General features: G+C 28.9%; 12 protein-coding genes. 1 reads left to right on the top strand and 11 read right to left on the bottom strand.

All coding sequences use genetic code 11. The annotated features are described in order from the left end of the window. Positions 1-22 precede the first annotated feature (22 nt). From fabD to ACSYT2_RS02140, 11 genes are all read right to left on the bottom strand, one after another. A complete protein-coding gene (fabD, locus tag ACSYT2_RS02190; RefSeq protein ID WP_438383137.1) occupies positions 23-1,297 on the bottom strand; it encodes an ACP S-malonyltransferase in 1,275 nt (424 codons plus the stop codon). A 1-nt stretch (position 1,298) separates the two neighbouring features. Then, positions 1,299-9,731 (bottom strand): non-ribosomal peptide synthetase, encoded by an 8,433-nt coding sequence (locus tag ACSYT2_RS02185; protein ID WP_438383136.1) that lies wholly within the window; start codon positions 9,729-9,731, stop codon positions 1,299-1,301. A gap of 30 nt (positions 9,732-9,761) precedes the next feature. Then, a complete protein-coding gene (locus ACSYT2_RS02180) occupies positions 9,762-14,183 on the bottom strand; it encodes a non-ribosomal peptide synthetase (RefSeq protein ID WP_438383134.1) in 4,422 nt (1,473 codons plus the stop codon). Between the two features lie 679 nt (positions 14,184-14,862). Further along, the gene (locus ACSYT2_RS02175; protein WP_438383133.1) at positions 14,863-16,431 is read right to left on the bottom strand and encodes a beta-ketoacyl synthase N-terminal-like domain-containing protein; all 1,569 of its coding nucleotides are present in this window, start codon (positions 16,429-16,431) and stop codon (positions 14,863-14,865) included. Next, on the bottom strand, positions 16,428-18,542 hold the full coding sequence (locus tag ACSYT2_RS02170) for a non-ribosomal peptide synthetase (protein ID WP_438383131.1): 2,115 nt from the start codon (positions 18,540-18,542) through the stop codon (positions 16,428-16,430). The genes ACSYT2_RS02175 and ACSYT2_RS02170 overlap by 4 nt, the downstream gene beginning before the upstream one ends. A gap of 35 nt (positions 18,543-18,577) precedes the next feature. Next, positions 18,578-19,306, bottom strand: a complete 729-nt coding sequence (locus ACSYT2_RS02165) for a thioesterase II family protein (RefSeq protein ID WP_438383128.1) — start codon at positions 19,304-19,306, stop codon at positions 18,578-18,580. Between the two features lie 50 nt (positions 19,307-19,356). Beyond that, a complete protein-coding gene (gene fabF, locus ACSYT2_RS02160) occupies positions 19,357-20,592 on the bottom strand; it encodes a beta-ketoacyl-ACP synthase II (RefSeq protein WP_438383127.1) in 1,236 nt (411 codons plus the stop codon). An 18-nt stretch (positions 20,593-20,610) separates the two neighbouring features. After that, complete coding sequence (locus tag ACSYT2_RS02155; protein WP_438383126.1) at positions 20,611-20,832, bottom strand: acyl carrier protein; 222 nt, start codon at positions 20,830-20,832, stop codon at positions 20,611-20,613. 220 nt (positions 20,833-21,052) lie between these two features. Continuing rightward, positions 21,053-21,184 carry a hypothetical protein gene (locus ACSYT2_RS02150; protein ID WP_438383124.1) on the bottom strand — a complete coding sequence of 44 codons (132 nt, stop codon included), beginning with the start codon at positions 21,182-21,184 and terminating at the stop codon, positions 21,053-21,055. A 95-nt stretch (positions 21,185-21,279) separates the two neighbouring features. Further along, complete coding sequence (locus ACSYT2_RS02145; protein WP_438384990.1) at positions 21,280-21,660, bottom strand: histidine phosphatase family protein; 381 nt, start codon at positions 21,658-21,660, stop codon at positions 21,280-21,282. Positions 21,661-22,046: 386 nt separating this feature from the next. Continuing rightward, entirely contained in the window at positions 22,047-22,367 is a 321-nt protein-coding gene (locus ACSYT2_RS02140; protein ID WP_438383122.1) for a winged helix-turn-helix transcriptional regulator, read from the bottom strand. A 145-nt stretch (positions 22,368-22,512) separates the two neighbouring features. On the opposite strand from ACSYT2_RS02140, the gene ACSYT2_RS02135 reads away from it, so the two are divergent. Further along, entirely contained in the window at positions 22,513-23,142 is a 630-nt protein-coding gene (locus ACSYT2_RS02135) for an NAD(P)-dependent oxidoreductase (protein ID WP_438383121.1), read from the top strand. Positions 23,143-23,284 lie beyond the last annotated feature (142 nt).

The raw sequence follows: 23,284 nt of genomic DNA, 5'->3' as shown, positions 1-23,284 counted from the left end.
CGTATCAAGATTTATACATAAACTACATACTTGGTATTTTAAAATCTGATAACAATTCTCTAGTTTCTGTCTCGTCAAATATTTGATTAAATCTTTCAATCTGTTCGCTAATTGGTGTTCCTTTTGTGTTAAATACGGACTTCAACATATTAAGAGCCTCATACATCTGCTCTAGTGTTGGCTTATTTCCACCACCCTCAATAGCCATTTGCATTTCTTGAATTTTCTTATAGGGCATAATTACCCCTCTTCTATATTCTTCATTATCCCAATTACTATTTTTTGTGCATACAGCAACTGCCATACACCTTGTAACAACTGTTCCTCTAACCTTTTTTATTTCGTTATCCATCTTCTTTCCCACGCCTAAAACTTTCTCTAATTCTACTCTATCAACTTCATTATCATAAGAATAAGCTGTAATTTGGGAGCTATTATCTTTTGTTAAATTTCTGAGTACCTTATTAGGACCAACTTCTATAATGTAATCCATATTCTCTCTATCTAAAAACTCAAAAGTCTTTACCCACTGTACTGGACTAACTAATTGTTTTGTTAAATTATCAATAATACTATTTTTATCTTCATATGGTCTAGCATCAACATTTGATAATACCGGTATTGAGAAATCATTAAATTTATATTTACTTAACTCTTCCCTTAATGCTATAGCTGCATCCTTCATTAATGGGCTATGAAATGGAGCACTTACTTTTAATGGTACCACCGTTGCCCCTATATTATTTAGCTTTTCACGCGCTCTCTCAACAGCTTCTTTATGACCTGATATAACTATTTGTTTGGGTGAATTGTAATTAGATATAACAACAACATTATCTATTGACGATACTTTTATACATATTTCTTCTATCACTTCCTTAGATACCCCTGTTATTGCACACATGCCCCCTACTCCCATAGTTGCAGCTTCTTGCATAAACTTCCCCCTATTTCTAGCTATCTGTACCGCATCTTTAAATTTTATTGCTCCTGAAATGCATAATGCAGTTATTTCTCCTAAACTATGACCTGCTAGGAAACTTGGTTTTATTCCAATCCTCTCCTCTAAATCTTTATACATTGCTACACTTACTGTTAATATTGCTGGCTGTGTATTTTCAGTCAACGTTAATTTATTTATATCTCCTTCAAAGCAAAGTTGTTCCATATTAAATCCCAATACCTCATTTGCTTCTCTGAATACTTCTTTTGCTTTTGAACTATTTAAGCATATATCCTTTCCCATTCCTATATATTGTGATCCTTGACCTGGAAATACTAACGAAACTTTTTTCATTTTATATCATCCTCTCTATAATTCTTTTTATTACTTTTATATACGCATAAATTAATACTTCTACTTTATCTTTTTTGATTTTCTGGGAATTATAATAAAATTCTGCCTCACTCATATCATTCTTATCTCTAAGCAATATAATTAAATCGAAGATATCAAACTTCTCATAATCCAACTCATTGTTATTTGTAAATAGTAATCTAATACTTGTTTTTGTATCATCACTACCTCTCCTAACATCTTCCAGAGGATATTTATCTAACTCTTTATCTTCCATATATTCTTCTATATACCTGAAATACTCTAAGAATGTATCCGCAGATTTTATGTCAATACTCAATAATGATATTTCTGAGCTTTCTCCTAATATTGTTTGTATATAAATCTTATTCTCACCTATAACTTCTGAGATTAAGTATATATACGCACCCAACATTAATGACTGAGTTTTTATATAATACTTTTTAGATATCGATTGTAAATTATAAAGTATATCCTCATCTAATTTAAATGCTAGAATAGCATCTGAACTTTCTTCTTCTATATCTGTGATAAAGCTACTTGGAAAAGATACACTTCTTAGTTCTATTTGTTCAACTTGATTTTTATCTTTAGAATCTAATAACTTAGTCATTTCTCTAATTGTTGGATAAGCAAATATATCTGAAATTTCTATTTTATTTGGATATATGCTATCAACTTTATTAAACATTTGTACTAATAATAATGAGTTTCCACCTATATCGAAGAAATTATCATCAATTCCAATTTGTTTATTTTTTAGAATTTTATTCCATATATTAGCTAAAAAAATTTCCATTGCAGACCTTGGCTTAATATATGAATTATTACTAATCATCTTACTATTGTTATATTGTGGTAGCTTTTTTTTATCAATTTTTCCATTTGGTGTTAATGGTAATTCCTTAACTCTAACAAAACCATCTGGAATCATATAATTAGGTAAGCTTTTCTTCAATTTATTTCTTAAATACATTGCTTCTTGCTCTTGATTTGAAACATAATATGCTACTAAACAACTTTCTTCAGAATTTCCTCCTAAAATTACAACACAATTTTCGATTAAATCAATATTCTTTAATTGGTTCTCTATCTCACCTAACTCTATTCTGTATCCTCTTAATTTCACTTGATAATCTATTCTTCCTAGGCACTCTATCTCATAATCTGGTAAAATCCTTGCTAAATCTCCCGTTTTGTAAATTTTTCCACCTTCTATAAATGGATTATTAACAAATTTTTCATCTGTTAGTATTTCATTATTTAAATAGCCCTTTGCTAATCCATGTCCACCTATACAAAGCTCTCCAACTACACCAATAGGTTGAATATTATTATTTTTATCTAGTATATAAATTTGAGTATTAGCTATTGGATTTCCTATTGTGACTTTTTCTGAATTTGTAAGATCTTTTATAGTAGACCATACAGTTGTCTCAGTAGGCCCATACATATTATATATTTTCCCGAATGTTAATGATTTTAAATTTTTTAGTAACTCCTCAGAAACAGGTTCTCCCCCTACCATAAATTCCTCAATATTCTTAAAGCATTCTAAATTTCCTTTTCCACTAATTATTAATTGCATTCTTGAAGGAGTAATCTGCATCATATTAACATTATTGTTTATTATTAAATTGCAAATTCTATTTGGGTCTATCTGATCTACTTCATCTGCTAGAACTATCCCCATTCCTTTTGTAAGTGGTAATAAAGTTTCTAATACAAAAATATCAAATGAAATAGTTGTTAAATTTAATATCCTTTTTCCCTCTGAAAAATCTATTACCTTTGAAACACCATTTATAAAATTATTTACTGCCTTATGATGAATCATTACGCCCTTAGGTTTCCCTGTAGATCCAGATGTATAAATAACATATGCCAAATTATCTGAGGAAAACTCATGATTTATATTTTTACCATTTCCAAAATACTGTGTGCTATCAAGTATATCTATATAATCACTATTTATGTCAAGTCTATCTATAATCTCCTTGCTGCTTAATAATAATTTACTATTGCTATCATCTAGCATGTATCTTATTCTGTCAATTGGATAGGTTGGGTCTATTGGTACATATGCAACACCATATTTTAAAGCAGCTAATATTGCAATTATCATTTCTGGTTTTCTATCCATTAAAATCCCTATAATATCTCCTTGTTTTAATCCATACTTTTCAAATGAAGATATTAATTGATTGGCTTTTTTATTTATTTCTTTGTATTTAATACTGCAATCTTTATAAATAACTGCAACATTTTCTGGTGTTCTCTCCACTTGTTGTTCGAATATTTTTCCAATACTCTTATCGTGATCATATTCGATTTTTGTCGAATTAAAATCTTCAATAATACTTCTTCTTTCTTCTTGCGAAAGAATTTTTATTTCTTCTAACCTTACATCACTTTCTAGTTCTATATTAATAATTGCATTTTGGATATAGGATAAGATATTTTTAGCAGTCTCTATTTTAAATAAATCTGTATTGTACTCTAATCTTAATTCAATGCAATTTTCAATATCTCTACATAATAAACTTAATTCATATTGGCTAATCCCCTTACTCTCTTGAGGTATATTCTCAAAATACTGGAACATAGTTGAATATATTGGGCTTCTATTTAATAATCTTTCTGGATTTATTTTCTCAACCAATAAATCAAATGGATACTTACTATTTTTATATCCTTCTAAGCTATTTATTTTTACAGAATCAACCAACTCCTCAAAAGTAGTTAAATTTGAAAAGTTAATTCTTATTCCAATAGAGTTCGTTAACAATCCAACAATTTTTTCTGACTCCTTATCATCTCTATTAGATATTGGTACTCCTACAATAATGTCATTATCTAACGTAATACTATTTAATACAAAAAAGTATATTGAAAGTAATAATATATGTGGTGTTACATTAAACTTAGCCGCTAATCTTTTAACTTTTTTTGAATCTTCTAGATTCATTTTATATTTAATAAAGTTACCATTATAAGTTTGTTTTTCAGTCCGTTTATAATCTATAGGTAAATTTAATTCTGGTAGTGGCTTAGCCAGCTTCATTAACCAATATTCTTCTGCCTTCTTAAACTGATCTGTATTCTTCCATGTATTCTCCTTATTAACTACATCAAAATAAGTTTTTTCTATTGGTTTTAAATCTGGTATGAGGTTCTTTTGATATGATCTATAAATGTAAATTAATTCATTCATTATCATTCCAAAACTCCACCCATCAATAACAATATGGTGAATATTGGCAAAGAATATATTCTCCTCTTCACCTAATTTAAATACATACATTTTTATAACAGGTCTAGATAAATCAAAACTAGTTTTGGTATACTCATCTATCATCTCCTCTAACCTGGTATACTTATCGTTTCTACTCGAAATATCAACAACATTTACAGTGAATTCTATACTGTCTAAAACCCTTTGTTTAGGAACTCCATTTTCCTCAATAAATATTGTCCTCAATGAATCATATCTTGAAATTATGGTGTTTGCAGCCCTATTTAGTATATCGATATTTATATTTTCATTAAATTCTATTCTAGTGACTAAGTTGTATGCAAATAATTTTGGATCAAGCTTTTGCAAAAACCATATTCTTTTCTGAGCATTCGATAACTCGTACTCTTTTCTATTTCCATTAACTTTACTATCATTTATGTCTATAACTTCACTAATTCTACTATTCACTGAAACATTTTCGCTTATTGACTCACTATCTAAAAATCTTCCTAATTCATCTATTGTTATATATTTAAAAATATCACTCATATCAATTTTTTTTGACATACTCATATTAATGCTATTGGTTATTTTTATTGCTTGTATAGAATCCCCACCAACATCGTAAAAGTTATCATAAATACTTACTTCAGTTACCCCTAAAATCTCTAACCATATTTCAGCAAGTCTTTTTTCTGTTTCTGTATAGTTTCCATCATCCTTTCCTTTTAACATTACTTTATTGGTTTTAGAATAATTTCTATCAACATTTAGTTTATTTATTATTTTTTCATTTAGCTTAAAATATAATTGGTCAACCTCTATATTAGACTTTTTAGAAAAATCTAATTCAGAAATTATTACTCTTGGAACATCTTTTTTCATAATAAAGTCAAATGCCTCTATTGCTTTAGACGAGTTTATACTTTTAAATATTCCAATATCAACATTTGTTTTTTGATCAACAGCCATTCCAACATCTTTCCAAGCAGGCCAATTTATAGTTAAACTTTTCTTTCCCTTTGCATTTCTATAGTCAGCATATAAGTCTAAGAATGTATTTCCAAATACATAATCACTCAGTCCTCCACCTCTTAAGAATGATGCTAAAGAAGAGAACATGATAAAGAACTTTAAATCATCATCCTCTGTAAGCTTGTCCATAATATAAGTACCTATTATCTTTGGATTTACTACACTTTTAAACTCATTAATTTCTTTATTTACAATTAAATTTCCAATTGATATACCAGCTCCATTAATTACTCCACTAATATTTCTACCAATATTTCCTCTAACATTCTCTAATACCCTTTTAATTTGATCCATATTGGTTACATCTGCACTATAACAATACACATTAGAACCACTCTCTTCTATATCTCGTATTACTTTTATTTTTTCACATAGTCTTTCATTTGTGTTTTCTAATAAAATATTGTCCCATTCCTCTTTTGCTGGCATTGTTGTTCTACTTATCAATACAATATTTGCTTTGCATTTAGAGGATAGATACATACTAATTTTTAACCCAATTCCACCTAATCCACCTGTAACAATAAATATATCATCATCTGTATATTCAACTTTATTCTCACATAATTTATCTACATCAATATCACCAAACTCTTCTACATATCTTTTCCTATTTCTATATGAGATTGTTTTTAATTCATCTTTATTATATAACTCTAATAAGATATCCTCAGCCTCAGTATACTTATCAATATCTATACTTCTACATTTAATGTTATCAAATTCGTTATTTATAACATTCCCCATACTACATAACGCAGCATTTATTGGATTAATATTCAGTTCATCATTTAATACCTTATTTGCATAACTTGTAATAATAGTTATTGATATTTTACTTTTAAACTTTAAACTATTAATAGATTTTACTATATTAAATAAATTTATTGCTCCATTATTAATTAATGCTTCGATATCATTAACATTATATGGATTGTATATCTCATCTATTGATATACAATGAATAATTTCAGAAATATTATATTTCTCTAAATCATTGAATAAACAAGTAAAATGATCCACGAAGTTGTTCACAGTATATTCTTTATCTGATATCCTATTATATTTCTCAGAGATTTCTACTTCTATAATATTCTTACCTTCACCTTTTAATTTTGCAATTAACTCATCTATTATAGGCTTATTTTTGTTCTTAATGATTAAAATATCTCCACTATTAAAATCTTTTTCTTGTGATGTAATCTCACTTCCAACCCATTTTATTGAATGATATATATTATTTTGATTTGAGTTTTTTTGTTTTAAATCTTCTATTTTTACTTTTTTTAGTTTATAATTTTCAATTTCAACCAATTTATTTCCATCCTGATCCATCATAACTGCTTGAAATTCTATTATCCCTAAATTTATATCCGTTGAATCTAGCATTTTTATATGACTATAACACTTCTTTGGTATCCTTGAGTATATTTTCATATTTTTGTATGTCCATGGTAAGTATGTTCCCTCATCAATTCCTTGACTAACTATATTTAAAGCATTATCCATTATTGAAGGATATAAAATAAATTCACTTACATCTTTCTCAAATTCATCTTGCACTTCCAATTCAACAAATAATTCATTTTCACCTTGGTATATTTTTTTTGCATTCATCCATCTTTTGCCCATATTTAAAGTGCCATTAAAAAATTCCGGTGTTACTAATATCTCATTTATATTACAGTTATTTCTTAACTCATTAACATTAATTATGCTACTCTCATTGGACTGATTTGGTACTAAACAACCTTCTGTATGTGTAACCCAATTTTGTACTACTTCTATTCCAATAAGTTCTCTAGAACTTTCTGAACTATTACTTATAACCTCAAACCTTACTGAGTCTCCCTCTCTTTTTAAAATAATGTGTACTTCCTTATCACTATCATTCTTAACAACTATTGCATTTAAGAAATTCATACTCTCTATTTTCACATTATAGGATCCAGTAAAATCATAATATGCTTCTATAACCATTTCCAACAATGCAGTACCTGGTAGTAAATATATATCCTCAATTTTGTGTTCTTTCAAAGCCCAATGCTTATCTGGATTTAATTCTGTAGTATATATTCTCTCATCTTTGGTATCAATAATATGTTTATCAACCATTTTTTTGTTAATTAAGACACCTGTACTTTTTTCTTGTTTATTAATATTATTAAAAGACTTTATCTCAGCCCAATATCTTTTTCTCTCAAATGGGTATACCGGAATACTGACTTTTTTTAGTTTCTTATCTTTATACAGTAACTTCCAATCAATATCAATTCCATTAACGTAATTCTCACCTATAACATTAAGAATTTCTTCATTATTATATTTGCTTAAGCTATTATTAAAAATTTTACTTTTTTCCATTATTTCTATATCAGTAAATTCATTATTGTCTCTATTTTTTTTGTTAACTGAAACTATACTAAAGCTACCTACAAAAATATCATCATACTCTTCAAAACTTTCCCTTTCCAGTAATAGCTCAATCTTTTTTCTAAGATCATCAATATCCTTTACTATTAATGCTATTCTATAATTATAGTGTCCTCGTCCAGTATTTGCAGTATAGCATATATCACTTATATCAATTTTAATATCTCTACTTAGATATTTTTGATAATTTTCTATAAGTTCTCGCATCACTCTCTTACTTTTACCGGAAAGTGTAATTATATGATTCGATACTGAACTCTCGTACTTTTTATCACTTTGACTAACCCTTGGTTCTTCAAGTAAAATATAACAATTTGTCCCGCTAAATCCAAAGGAACTAACCCCTGCACGCCTTGGTATATCACCAGTTTCCCATTCCCTCGTTTTGTCATTAACATATACTGGAGACTCCGTAAAATTTATATACGGATTTGGTTCATCAAAATTTAAACTTGCTGGAATCTTTTTGTTTTTCATCGCAAGTATTACCTTAATAAGACCTGCGATCCCTGAAGCAGCCACTGTATGACCTATACTTGGTTTTACAGTACCAATAGAACAAAATTGTTTTCTATCTGTAAATCTTCTAAATGAATTGGTCAACCCCTTAATCTCTACAGGATCTCCCAACAAAGTACCAGTACCATGTGCTTCCGTATAAGATATAGTTTCTGGATTAATCTTAGACTCTCTCCATACTCTAGTTATTACTTCCTCCTGTGCTTCTACGCTTGGAGCTGTTAATCCATTTGACTTTCCATCATTATTTATGCCACTGCCTTTAATTACTGCATATATATTATCACCATCTTTTAGCGCCTTTTTTAAAGGCTTTAAAAGAACTGTACAAACACCCTCTCCCCACACAGTTCCACTTGCTTTGCTATCAAATGGCCTAACAGATCCTCCATCTGACTCTACCATTACCATATCATATGAAGTGGATATAGTTTTTATTGGAGTAAAATTTAAATTTATTCCTCCAGCTATAGCCATATCACATTCACTGGTTCTTAACGCCTCACATGCTTTGTGTATAGAGACTAAACCAGAAGAACATGCTGTATCAATAACCATACTTGGTCCACGCAAATTAAAAATATAAGATATTCGACTTGCTAAAATTCCAGTCCATGACCCTGTTAGGTGCATAGCATCTGTTTTTGTTATAAATTTATATAAAGACATCGGTGTATAATCTTTACCAATAAAAACTCCTGTTTTACTTCCATAAATATCTTCTTTACAATACCCCGCATCTTCTATTGTTTCCCATACATTTTCTAAAAGTAGCCTTTGATATGGATCCATATACGTAGCTTCCTTTGGGCCTATTTTAAAAAAGCCGGCATCAAACTTATCAATTTCTTCAAGAAAACCAGCTATAATAAATTCTTTATCTCTTTCTTCCTTTTGTATTGTCCTACCTGCCAAAAACTGTATCACAGAATCTTCGAATAATATTTCATTATCCTTCTTCCTTTGTTTAGACAACTCCCCAATACACACCTTGCCAGATTCTATATTTTCCCAATACTCTTGTGGGTTTTTTGCCCCTGGTAATTTACATGATACTCCGATAATAGCAATTTCCTCTTTAATACCACTATTTTTATCTTTTATTTCTAAAAGCAATCTCTTAGCATCTTCTTTAGATAGCATTTTCTTAGCTACTTGCTCATAAATATATTTTTTTAAATTTTCCAAACCCCCACCCCCATAATCAGATTTCTGCAATTAGCTTCTTTTAATTATTACTTGGATAAGTTTTAGATACGAATATACTAGTTGTTCCATTTTTGATTTATTAAGTTTAGATCCGTTATATTCCAGCGAACAACCTATATATTCTTTAAAGCAATTAACTTTTAAAACTATATCCCCAAATTCAAGTAAATTACTGCTTTTTTTCCCATCTGGGACAAATATGAATATTATATCTTTTGTACTATTACTTATCTCGCTTCTGCTTATAAATATCCCATCTAGATTTTTTGTTTTATTTTCAACAATACTAAATAAATTTTCAATTGTATTTATATTATTAAATTCCACATCTAATTTAAACAATTCTTCCTTATCATCACACTGGACCTGTATACTTATTTCATTCATATTACTTATCTCATGAATTAAATATATAAAAATACCCTTCATTATACTATCTACGCTTACCTCATATTTAATCCCTAAATTCTTTAGTTTTTCTGAGCTTTGTCCATCTATTTTAAATTCAACAAACGATTCTAAATTTTCATTATCCTCAAGATTTAAATACTCCTTCGGTAAATTTATACCTTTAATCTTATTCTCGCAACTTCTACTAATAATCAACTCTGATAATTTATGAATTGTTGGATAAGCAAATATATCTGCAACTTCAATCACCTCTGGATAAAGTGTGTTTATCTTTGAGTGCATTTGTACTAATAACAAGGAATTTCCACCTACATCAAAAAAATTATCATCAATTCCTATACTATTATGCTTTAACACCTCTCTCCAAATTCCCAAAATATTTCTTTCAATTTTATTTTTAGGTAGTTTTAATTTACTTTTCTCCTCACTTTCAGCTACTTCTATTTTTACATCGGGTAATAATTTACGGTCTACTTTTCCATTTGGAGTAAGTGGCAATTTAATCAACTGAACATAAAATGATGGAACCATATAATCAGGTAATTTACTATATAAATAGTTCTTAATTTCTTCTTTTGAAATTTTCTTTTCATTTAGAACATAATATGCTACCAAATACTTATTCCCATCTTCTTCCTCAACTGGAACTACTACGGAATTTTTTATTTTGGGAATACTTTCTAAAGTTTTTTCTATTTCACCTAGTTCTATTCTATATCCTCTAATCTTTACTTGATGATCTATTCTCTGTAAGAATTCAATTTCTCCATTAGGTAACCATTTAGCCAAATCCCCAGTCCTATACATTTTGCCTGACCTTTCAAAAGGATTTTCAATAAACTTAGTATCTGTTAGCTCCTTATTTTTTAAGTATCCTAATGCTAGTCCATCACCCGCTATACATAATTCTCCTGATACCCCTATTGGCGCAATTCGGTTATATCTATCAACTATGAAAATTTTAGTATTTGCTACTCCTTTTCCAATAGTTATTTTATCACTATCCGTTAAATCTTTTACCGTCGACCATACTGTTGTTTCTGTTGGCCCATACATATTATAAATTCTTGCTTTTGTAACCTTTTTTATGGAATTTAATAAAGTACTTGATAGGCTTTCTCCACCTATCATAATTTCACTTATACCTAAAAATGTACTTTTATCAGATACACCTTTCAATAATAACTGCATCCTTGAAGGAGTTAGTTGCAACATATTTATTTTCTCTTTCTCAATCAAATTACTTATTCTTTTTGGGTCTATTTGATCCTCTTCAGCAGCTATTACAATCTGTACACCTGTAATTAATGGAACTAAAGTTTCAAGAACAAATATATCAAATGAAATTGTAGTTAGATTTAATATTACTTTTGATTCATGAAAATCTATTATTTCAGACATAGCTATCGCAAAATTATTTACACCTTTATGTGATAGCATTACTCCTTTTGGATTTCCCGTGGAACCTGACGTATAAATCACATAAATTAAATCATCTGATGTATTTACATTTTGTAAATTAACATTAGCTCCAGTATAAATTTCTTCATCGTCCAATTGAATATACTTGCCTTGAAAGTTAATTTTGTTTATACATGCTTTACTAGTAAGTAATAATTTAGCTTCACTATTTACCAACATATACTGAATTCTACTTATCGGATACTCTGGGTCTATTGGTAAATATGCTGCCCCAGACTTTAGTATTGCTAAAATCCCTACTATCATCTCAACTGATCTTTCAACCATCAATGCAACAATATCATTTCTTTGTATCCCTTCTATTCTCAATAATTTTGCTAATTGATTTGCTCTCTTGTTTAATTCAGAATATGTCAGGCTGATATTCTTAAATTTTATTGCTATTTTATTAGGTATTCTTTCTACTGTTCTTTCAAAAAGTTCATGTATCGTCTTATCATCTTCATATTTCACTTCTGTATTATTAAATTGATTTAATATTTTATCCTTTTCATTATCTGATAGTATATCTACATTATTTATTAGCTTGTTAGGATTTTGGCTTATTTCATTTAAAATGTTAATATAGCTATTACAAAATCTTTTTATTGTACTTTCATTAAATAAATCTACACAATACTCCATAGAGAAATTTATTTTATTATCTTCTTCTATAGCTTCTAATGTTATATCATAGAGGCTAGTATCATTTTTAAAACTTCTTGGTCTAAATTCTAAGTTTCCTACTTTTATACTTTTAATATCTATATTTTGTAGAATAAACATTACATCGAATAATGGGTTTCTACTGGTATCTCGCCTTAAATTTATCTTGTTAATTAACATCTGGAATTGATACTCGCTATTACTATTAGCACTTATTGTATTGTCACTAACTTCCTTTAAAAAGCTCAAGAAATTTTTATTTCCTGATGGATAATTTCTCATTGCTAATGTATTTATAAACATGCCTACAATCATATCTTGTTCATAAGTACTTCTGCCTGAAACAGGAGAGCCTACTATAATATCTTCCTGGCCAGTATATTTATATAATAAGATATAAAAGGCTGATAACAATACATTATATAATGTTGTATTACAGCTTATAGCTAGCTCCTTTATTAATTTAGTTAACTCTTCATTAACGATATAATTAATTACCTTCCCTTCATAAGTCCTAAACCTACCTCTTTTGTAATCAAGGGGTAAATCTAAGAGAGGTATTTCATTTGAGAATCTATCTACCCAATATTTTTCTTGCTCAATAATTTCACTTGACATCAAATACTTATTCTGCCATTCTGCATAATCTTTATATTGTACTGTTATTTCAGATAATGTATTTCCGTTATATAACTCTAATAGTTCATTAATAATAATTCTATTAGACATTCCATCAGATATTATATGATGAATATCAAATATCAATATATTCCTATTCTCTGATATATTAGTTAAATATATCCTATATAGTGGAGCAAGCTCTAAATCAAATTTTCTTATTAGTTCCTTTATTTTATCAGTTAACATTTCTTCTGAAACTTCTAATTTAATAATGCTCACGTCTAATTCTTTATTTATCTTCTGATATATGTCCCCATCTATTAATTTAAATGATGTACGCAATGATTCATGTCTAGCTATTAATTTTTGGAAAGATTCTTCAAGCCTTCTTTCATCAAGTTTTCCATTTATCTCAAGTACGCCAGTAATATTATACATAAGACTATCTTCATTACTCTTTTGCATTACATACATTCTTTTTTGAGCTGAAGATGATACATAATATTCTTTATTTTGTAAAACATTAATTTTTTTGTACTCCACTGTAGCAATTGAATTATTATTTAAATATATTGATGAAACAGAATTAACAAACTCCATAATATTTCTTGCACTTAAAATATCTCTTAATTTGATATTAATAGATAATTCCTTATTAATAATATTCACAATTTTAGCTGCAATTATCGAGTCTACTCCTAATTCATAGAAACTTTTTTCAATATTTATTTCGTATAATCCAATTACTTCAGCGCATATAATACATAATTGCTCTTCTTTTTCATTTAATTTTTTATCCGTAATAACATTTATATTCTTCTTTGTTTCATCACAAATCCAACATCTTTCTTTATCAAATTGATAAACAGGAATACTTATTTTACTATTATTATTAGTATAATAATTCTGCCAATTTAAATCCGCACCTTTAACATACAACCTACAAATTGTTTTTATTATACTTATATCATTATGTTGATTTTTATTAGCTTCATTAACCTTTAGTTGTATTTCACTATTAAGCTTTCTTTTTTCTAACTCGCTAATTTCATACTTCTCCGCTTTCTTTTTATCAACAATTATTTTATGCTTTTGTAAAAAGATATTATTTTCTTCCAATTCTTCCTTATGCACATTAGATGCATGACATAATTTATCAATTAGATCACTTTTATTCTTAAAGATTATAGCTAATCTATAAGAATAGTGACCTCTTCCCGTACTAGCTGTATAACACAATAGGAATAGGTAAAATTTTGATGCAATCTCCATCTTTTCCCCTCCTCCACACCGTACATGCAACTTTCACCGCATACGGCGTTCCATTAATAAATTATATATTTAATATCAGAAGATATAGCTAAATATATAATTTATTAACTCGTGGCCATCCCTCCATTTACTTTACTAAACTTCAAAGGTACTACGCCACTACTTTCACTGATATAAAAGTAAGTTATACATTGCTTTCCTTACTACCACTTCACTAGCTATAAGACTTCCGTGTTATCAGCTTACCACGTTCCAATAGTTTTATCCTTCACATATATCCTTAGATAATTCCTTTGAGCCTGTGTGCAAAATACTACCTGTAATAGTATAAGGGCTTTCATAATGATAAATTTACTCCCCCTCACACACCTTATTATTTAATAAGTAAAACATTTCTATTTCATAACTTTATAGACCCTTTCATTCGGAATTTCGTCAGTTACAATAACATTCTTATCATAGATATTTTATGGACTCCCGACCTATATTATCCTCGATAATTTCTTATTCGCATTTCCTCAGCTTTCCTGTTAGGAGATAACCTCAGCCGACTTTACCGAGCTTATAACCAATTTCTCCTTATAAAGAAATTTGCTATTCGGAGTATTAGAGAAAATTCTTCAAGGCGTTACCCTATCATTTAATTTTTCAAACTATCAGTTCTTAATAGTTAATTCTATTAGGCAATACTTTTCATATTGCAACGTGTCGCACTATCATCTAATTTATCTTCATTGACGCTAGATACAAATTCCTTATATTCTTTAATTAGCTCTTCAAATGCTTTTTTACTTTTTGCAGAAATTGTTAAGACTTTATTATTATTCACCACATTATAAGAACTTTCTTTTTGAATAAATTCTTCTAAAATCATGTGGCAGTTAACACCACTTATTCCAAAGGAGCTAACTCCACATATTAATGGCTTTGGTTCTTGTTTTAAATCAATTACTCTATCATTTAAATATACAGGAGATGATTCAAATTCTATATTACTATTAGGAAAATTAAAATTTATTGATGGTACTAATTTTCTATGCCGCAATTCTAATATAGCCTTTACTAAACTAATTGCTCCTGATGTTTCAAATAAATGTCCAACATTAGTTTTTACTGAACTAATAGAACAAAATTGCTTTTTATCTGTATATCTTTTAAATGCATTACTTATTCCTTCAATCTCAATAGGATCACCTAACCTAGTACCTGTACCATGAACTTCAATAAATGATATCTCTTCCGGATTAATTTTAGCATTTTTCCATGCTTCTAGGATTACATCTCTTTGTGCATTAACATTTGGTGCTGTAATACCTACCGTAGTTCCATCTTGATTTATCGCACTTCCTTTAATTACAGAATAAATATTATCTTTATCTCTTAATGCTTTAGATAAAGGTTTTAAAATAATTGCAACTGATCCTTCTCCTAAAGCTGTTCCATCCGCATCATTATCAAATGCTTTTGTTCTAAATTCTGGGGATTCAATTCCGATTCCAGTTGAATTTACTAAAGGAAGTAGATTGAGCTTTATTCCCCCAGCTATAGCCATATCACACTCCCCATTCCTTAATGCATTACATGCTATGTGTGTTGCTACTAATGATGATGAACAAGCTGTATCAATAATAACTCCCGGACCTTTTAAATCCAAAACATATGATAACCTACTAGCAATAATTGATGGAATATTTCCAGCCGCTGCTAATGATAAAGATTCCGGATTCATATCTGCTATAATAGAACTATAATTAAATAGTAAATCTCTTGAATATCCCAAATACAATCCTGTATTACTTCCTAATATTTTTTCCCCTCCATATCCTGAATCTTCTATTGCTTCGTAGGCTGTTTCTAAGAAAATTCTTTGATTAGGATCCATTAGTGAACTTTCAATTGGTGTTATCTTAAAGAAATCATAGTCAAATTTATCTATCTCATCTAAATACCCGCCTCTAGAAAAAGCTACTTTAGATGTATCTGTATTTTTAAAATTCAAATATCTATTAATATCTCTTTTCCTAGATTCAGGAAATTCTTCTATACTTTCAACTCCGTTTATTATGTTATCCCAAAATTTATTTACATTTTTAGAATTCGGCATTCTTACGGAAATTCCGATTATAGCAATATCATCATTTTCGTCTTTATAACTATTTTTCAATCTACTTACAACTTCTAATGCATCCTCTTTTGGTATATTTCCTTTTTTTGCACCTTCTAATATATAGTTTAAAGCTTCTCTCATATCAAACCACCTCTTATATCATCTGCTAAAACTGCAGTTTTTTCATAATCAATGCATTTGATTTTATTTTCTAAATCATCAAAATAACTTTCCATACTCTCATCTATATTTGATATATGCCTTTCTTCTTCTATAATCTCCTCTTGATTTTCGATATATTTACTTAATGAAATTATAGTTGGATTTGCAAATATCTGTGCAACAGATACTTTTATATTAAAATTCGCCTCTAATATTTGTTGAAATCTTGTAATTATTATTGAATTGGCGCCTGCCTCAATAAAATTATCACTTATATTTAAGTCATCCTTTCTTAATATTTCACGTGCTATATTTAGTAATTTTACTTGTATTGAATTTGGATCCATATTTTTCTCTTCTATATTTCTATCATTTTTCTTAATACTCTTTAAAATCCAATTAATTTCTTCTTCTATTTCTTTAAATTCACAATTAATATATCTTTGTGCTAATTTAAATCTTTGTACTTTGCCACTAGTGGTTTTGGGAATTAACCTTACTGGGATTATTGATTTGACTTCAATGCCTGTACATGAATTTACTCTTTCTTTTATTTTTAACGCTAATTCTGCAACTTCAGATATTGTCTTATTTAATTTTATAAATAAGACAATATCATCATTATTCAAATTCTCGTTATAAACGCCACAGGCAACAACCCCTTTATTGGTAACCTCATCCATTCTTTCAACAATAGCCTCAATATCTTGTGGATAATAATTAATCCCATTAACTATAATTATATCTTTATGTCTTCCTGTTATTATTAATCTACTATTTCTTAAAAAGCCTAAATCTCCGGTAGATAACCACCCATCTTCTTTTATTAATTCCTTAGTTCTTTTAGAATTATTGTAATATCCACGTGTTACATTCTTACCTATAATCTCAATGTGACCAATATAATTTTCCCCTAGTTCTTGACCTTTATCTCCAACTATTCTTAGTTTACAATTATCTACTGCATATCCAACATCAACAAAATTTATACAGCTATCATCTTCTTTAATATCTATAACTTCAATCTTTTTGCCTATAATTAAACTATTTCGCTTAATATTAACGCTTTTTATCTTTTCTAAAACTGGTGGAAAGGTAATTGCTAATGTTGCTTCTGCCATCCCATATACTGGATACATACATTCTTCCTTTAATTTATAATCCTTTAATAGACTTGTAAACTCACTAGCAATTTCACTTGAAATAGGTTCCGCCCCATTAAATATTAGTCTAATACATGATAGATCCCATTCCCTTGCATCCTTCTCATCAAAATTAGATATAAAGTATTTACATCCAAAATTAGGCGATGATGTTATTGTATTTCTATATTCATTAATTTTATTCAGCCATACCATTGGTTTTCTGATAAACAGTTTAGTAGGCATTATATTTTGATTAATTCCTACTACACTAGGAACTAAGTGAAATCCAATTAGCCCCATATCATGGAACAACGGCATCCAACTAAAAAAAGAGTCCTCCCTTGTTATTTGAGAATTCTTTATTATTGCTTTAATATTAGTCATTATATTTTCATGAGTTAGCATTATACCTTTCGGTTCCTCAGTGGATCCAGATGAAAATTGTATAAATGCAATATCATTACTGTTTACTATCTCTTCTTTACCAAATATACTATTCTCATTAAACCTTTCTATTAATATTGTCTTTTCATTTATTTTTTGAAATTCCTCAATAAGATGTTCTTTTTCTGCAAATGATTTTAATCGAAATGAATTTTTATTACTTGTTAAAACATAAGGATTATTTAATGTGAAAAAAATTTTAAACATTCTTGAATTAGATTCGTAATTATTTCCTACTGCAACAGGAACTGGTATTATCTTTCCTAATATACATGCCCAAAAAACGTTTATAAAGTCTTCTATACTATCAATTTGAAAAACAAGTTCGTCCCCTGCTTTAATTCCCTGTGCCTGCAATCCCCCCAGCATCTTCAAAGCTCTGTTATATAATTGTTGATAGGTTATTTTTTTTTCTATATCTTCAGTTTTTATGATATTTATCCCTATACCCTCTAATTTTATGTTCTCTTTTAATGATTCAACTAACGTTTTATACTTCATAATATAGCCCCCTTCAAATACAATCCCTAACATTTCTATGCATTTAATATATTGCGAGCAATTAAAGTTTTATTTATAATTTCATTTATCTCCTCTTCATTATCAAATAAAAAGAAGTGTTTACCCTCCATAAAATATGTTTGACATATCCCTTTGGTTAAATCTAACCAACCTCCTAATTGATCCAATTTAATATGATTATCATCCTTTCCATTAATTACAGTTATGTCACACTCCAATTTAGTATTTTCTTCTTTATATGAAAAATTCTCTATAACCATATAATCACTTCTTAAAATTGGGATGAAATAATCTCTTAATTCTTTTTTTTCAAAAATCTCTTTAGGAGTTGATTCATATTGAAAAACCTCTTCTTTAAATTCCTTAAGTGATAAATTTTTATAATCTATATTTTGCGATATTTGTCTATTTGGTGGATTATTCCCTGAAAAAAACATATGCTTCGGTAACTTATACCCTAATTTCTTAAGATTAAAATAAACTTCATAAATAATCAAAGCTCCCATACTATGACCATATAAAGCATATTCATCTTCTGTATCTAAATTTCCACTAATAGTTAATATTACATCTGCTATTAAATCCTTCATAGTCTCACAAAGCTTCTCTTTACTCCTATAACCTCTACCTGGTAGTTCTATTGAAATTAATTTAATATCTTTATTTAGATTTTTCCTCCATTTTTCGTATGCTAAAGCTGATCCTCCAGCATATGGGACAGCAAATAACTTTATTTTATTCATATTTCTTATCTAGCCCCCATTATTATTTATTAACTTATCACATTAAATATTTAAATTAAATCCTTATTCTTAAAGATCAAGGCGGAGTTATGTCCCCCAAAACCTAAAGAATTTGATAAAACATAATTTAATTTTTCTCTTTTTCCTTCATTAGTTATATAATTCAAGTTGAATTCTTCATCTTTAACTTTATAGCCTATTGTTGCTGGAATAAAATTATCCTCTAATGACTTTGCACAAATTACTGCTTCTACCGAACCTGCTGCACCTAATAAATGTCCAGTCATTGATTTTGTTGAACTTACTGGAACTAAGTTTCCATCTTTATAAAAAACCTCTTCAATTATTTTCGACTCAAATTTGTCATTATATATAGTGCTTGTTCCATGAGCGTTTATATATGAAATATCCTTGTATTCTATGTTTGCATCCGAAAGTGCCATTTTTATTGCTCTTATTCCTTGCTTCAAATCTGGTGCAGGTGATACTATGTTATATGCATCACAAGTAGAACCATATCCTACTACTTCAGCATATATTTTAGCATTTCTTTTTATAGCATGATCTAATTCCTCAAGTATAAGAGTTCCTGCTCCCTCTCCCATTACGAACCCATTACGTTCCTTATCAAATGGAATTGATGCCCTTTCAGGATTATCACTTCTTGATAATGCCTTTAAAGATGAAAAAGCTGCTATAAGCAGTGGATTAATACCAGATTCTGATGACCCAGCAATTATTACATCTTGTTCCCCTCTCTGTATTTGTCTGTATGCTTGTCCTATACAATCTGTTCCGGTTGCACATGCTGAAACTAATGATGAGCATGATCCATATGCTTTAAATTTTATTGCTATATTTCCAGCTGCCATATTAACTAAATTAAAAGGGATAGTTAATGCTGAAACATATTTAAATCCTTTTTCAATCATTCTATTGTATTCAGTTCCTATAGAACTTCCGCCTATCCCTGAAGAGTACACAACACCCAATCGCTCATGATCAATTATACTTTCATTTAGCCTTGAATCATTATATGCTTCTTGTGATGAAATCAAAGCAAATTGCGTAAATCTGTCAAGCCTCTTTATATCAATTGGCTTAAAATAGTCTTTCCAATCGTAATTTTTCACCTCTGCCGCTACCTTTATTGGAGTATCTGTTGTATCATATGATTTAATATAGTCTATACCTGATTTTGATTTTGTTATAGATTCCCAAAAACTACATACATCATTTCCTACAGGCGTAATCACTCCTACACCTGTAATTACAACTCTCTTCATACTAACCTCCTTACAATATTAATTTTTTAATTCTTTTATAACATCAATCATATCCCCAACAGTAACTATTTCTATATCATCTGGTATTGTTATCTTAAATTCTTTTTCAACTGTTTCCATAATACTAAATAAACTAAGAGAATCTACTCCTAATTCATCATAAATTAATGTCTCAACTTTAATACTCTCCTTTTCTAAATTTAGCTCTTCTGATAAAATTGTTTTTAACTTTTCTAACATAACTATTACCTACCTTCTTTTAATTTAGAAAATATTTTTTTGTTTTTCTAGCTATATATTATAAGTAAAATGTTTTTGACTTACTTTTATACTCAACAATATTACATATAATAACTTATATTCCTTTTAATGGAATCATATCACATTTTACATATTTTGTAAACCTAGATTTACTTTGCTATTTCTAAGTAGGTATAACTTTTCTAGCTTATAACTTTTCTCATAAACTCAATGTTTTCCTCATCACCATCTTCATTCCAATGGTAATTCTTTCATAACCTAGCTCATATAAATCCCTTAATTCTTCATCACTTTTAGGCGTAATAGTAGTAACCCTGGCAAGACACCCCATTTGCTAAAAATAAAACACCAGAAATATTAGTTTCCGGTGTTAATATCCTATACATTATTCTATTTTATCATTATCTTTTGATTAATCTATTTCATTTAGTAATTAGATAGTGGATCAATTATCTCAATAAACTTATCATCTTTAAACTCAAACTTTAAGATACAACAATTAGAAAAATGTATATCACTTCTATTAGTAATATCCTCCCACTTTCTAAGGAATATGAAACAAGCCCCTCCATGACTTACAGCTAGTACTGTTTGGTGATCATCTTTATTCATAATTTCTGAAAGAGTTTTATTCATTCTCTCCTGAACTTCTATATCTTCCTCACCATTAAACTGAACAAAGAAATCTCCATATGTACCACCTTTTTTATTTACTTTTGGATTTAAATCTTCACTTTCCCCTTCAAAGGTTCCAAAGTTCCATTCTTTTAATCCTTTAAGTCTAACATAATCTAAATCTGTAACTATTTCTAAGGTATCACATGCTCTTTCTTGAGTTGATGAATATGCATGATCAAATTCTATAGAATTTTTCTTCTTAAATTAAATAATGTTTGTCCATGTCTCATTAAATAAAGTGTTTTTTTCATTCTATCCTCTTCCCTCCATGTTGTACTATAAGTTGTCCATTTACTTGTTTAAGTACTTTTATAATAAGTATAGTACTTGGAGTTAACTCCAGGTCAATAGCTAAACTCATTAAATATTTCACTCAAGAAACTGTAAAGTGGAAGAAAATCTTAAAATATTGTTTATACTTGAGATTATTACAGAAAAGTAGGTAGAGTTGTTTATATAAAAACAACTCTGCCTACTATTTTTTATAATATATAAGTACTTATATTTCTCATAGTTTAACCATGATTTTTTTGATATTCTTTACCCCATTCTTTCATGGCATCTAAAACTGGTTTTAAACTATACCCATCCTCTGTTAAAGTATATTCTACTTTTGGTGGTACCTCTGCATATACCTTACGTACTAAAAGTCCACTTTCTTCCATAGAACGTAAATTTGAAGTTAATACCTTTTGTGATATACTCCCAATGGATTTTTTTAATTCACCGAAACGTTTAGTTCCATCTAATAAATCTCTTAAAATTAAAACCTTCCAACGATCACTAATCATCATCAATGTTGTTTCTACAGGGCATGATGGTAAATCTTTTTTCATACTCATACTCCTCCCAATAGTATCTTTAAGGTAACTATAGCACAAAAAAGTGCTTACTTTACATTATTACTTTACAGCTATATTATATTCTTAGATTCAGGAAAAAACAATCCTGTAAAAACATAAAGTAATGGAGGTAATCATTATGAAAATTGCAGTTATTTGTGCAAATGGAAAACAAGGAAAACTTATTGTAAAGGAATCAATAGAGAGAGGCTTAGATGTTACTGCTGTGGTACGTGGAGATAATATGACTATGGCTAAAAAAGTAATTCAAAAAGATCTTTTTAAATTGACTACCGCTGATTTAGAAGGCTTTGATATTGTAATTGATGCATTTGGTGCATGGACACCTGAAACATTGCCTGAGCATAGCACTTCTTTAAAGCATTTATGTGACCTATTAAGTGGTAAAAATATAAGGCTTCTTGTTGTTGGTGGTGCTGGAAGTCTATATGTAAACCCTGAACACACAGAACAGGTTATAGATGGATCTGATTTCCCTGAAATGTTCAAACCATTAGCTGCTGCACAAGGAAAGGCACTGGAAGAACTTCGTTTAAGAAATGATGTAAAATGGACATTTTTAAGCCCTGCTTGCGATTTTCAAGCTGATGGTACAAGAACAGGCAAATATATTTTAGGTGGAGAAGAGTTAATTTTAAATTCCAAAGGTGAAAGTGTAATCAGCTATGCTGACTATGCTATAGCTATGGTAGATGAAGCTACTAAAGGTAGCCATATTCAGGAAAGAATTTCTGTTGTATCAGAATAAGTTTAAATATATCCTATAGTCTTCTAGCTAAGATTTATTTTAATTGAAAGGTCGCCCTTCCCGTTACAGTTATGACGACTTTTTCTCTTGCTTCATATTGTACTCATTTTCACAAAAAATTGAGCACATTTCAGAGCATTGA

Origin of the sequence: Clostridium zhoujianii, from assembly GCF_051590805.1 — a bacterium.
Taxonomy (GTDB): Bacteria; Bacillota; Clostridia; order Clostridiales; family Clostridiaceae; genus Clostridium.
Note: the sequence above shows the minus strand (reverse complement) of the source record. Positions and strands in the feature narration are given on the sequence as shown.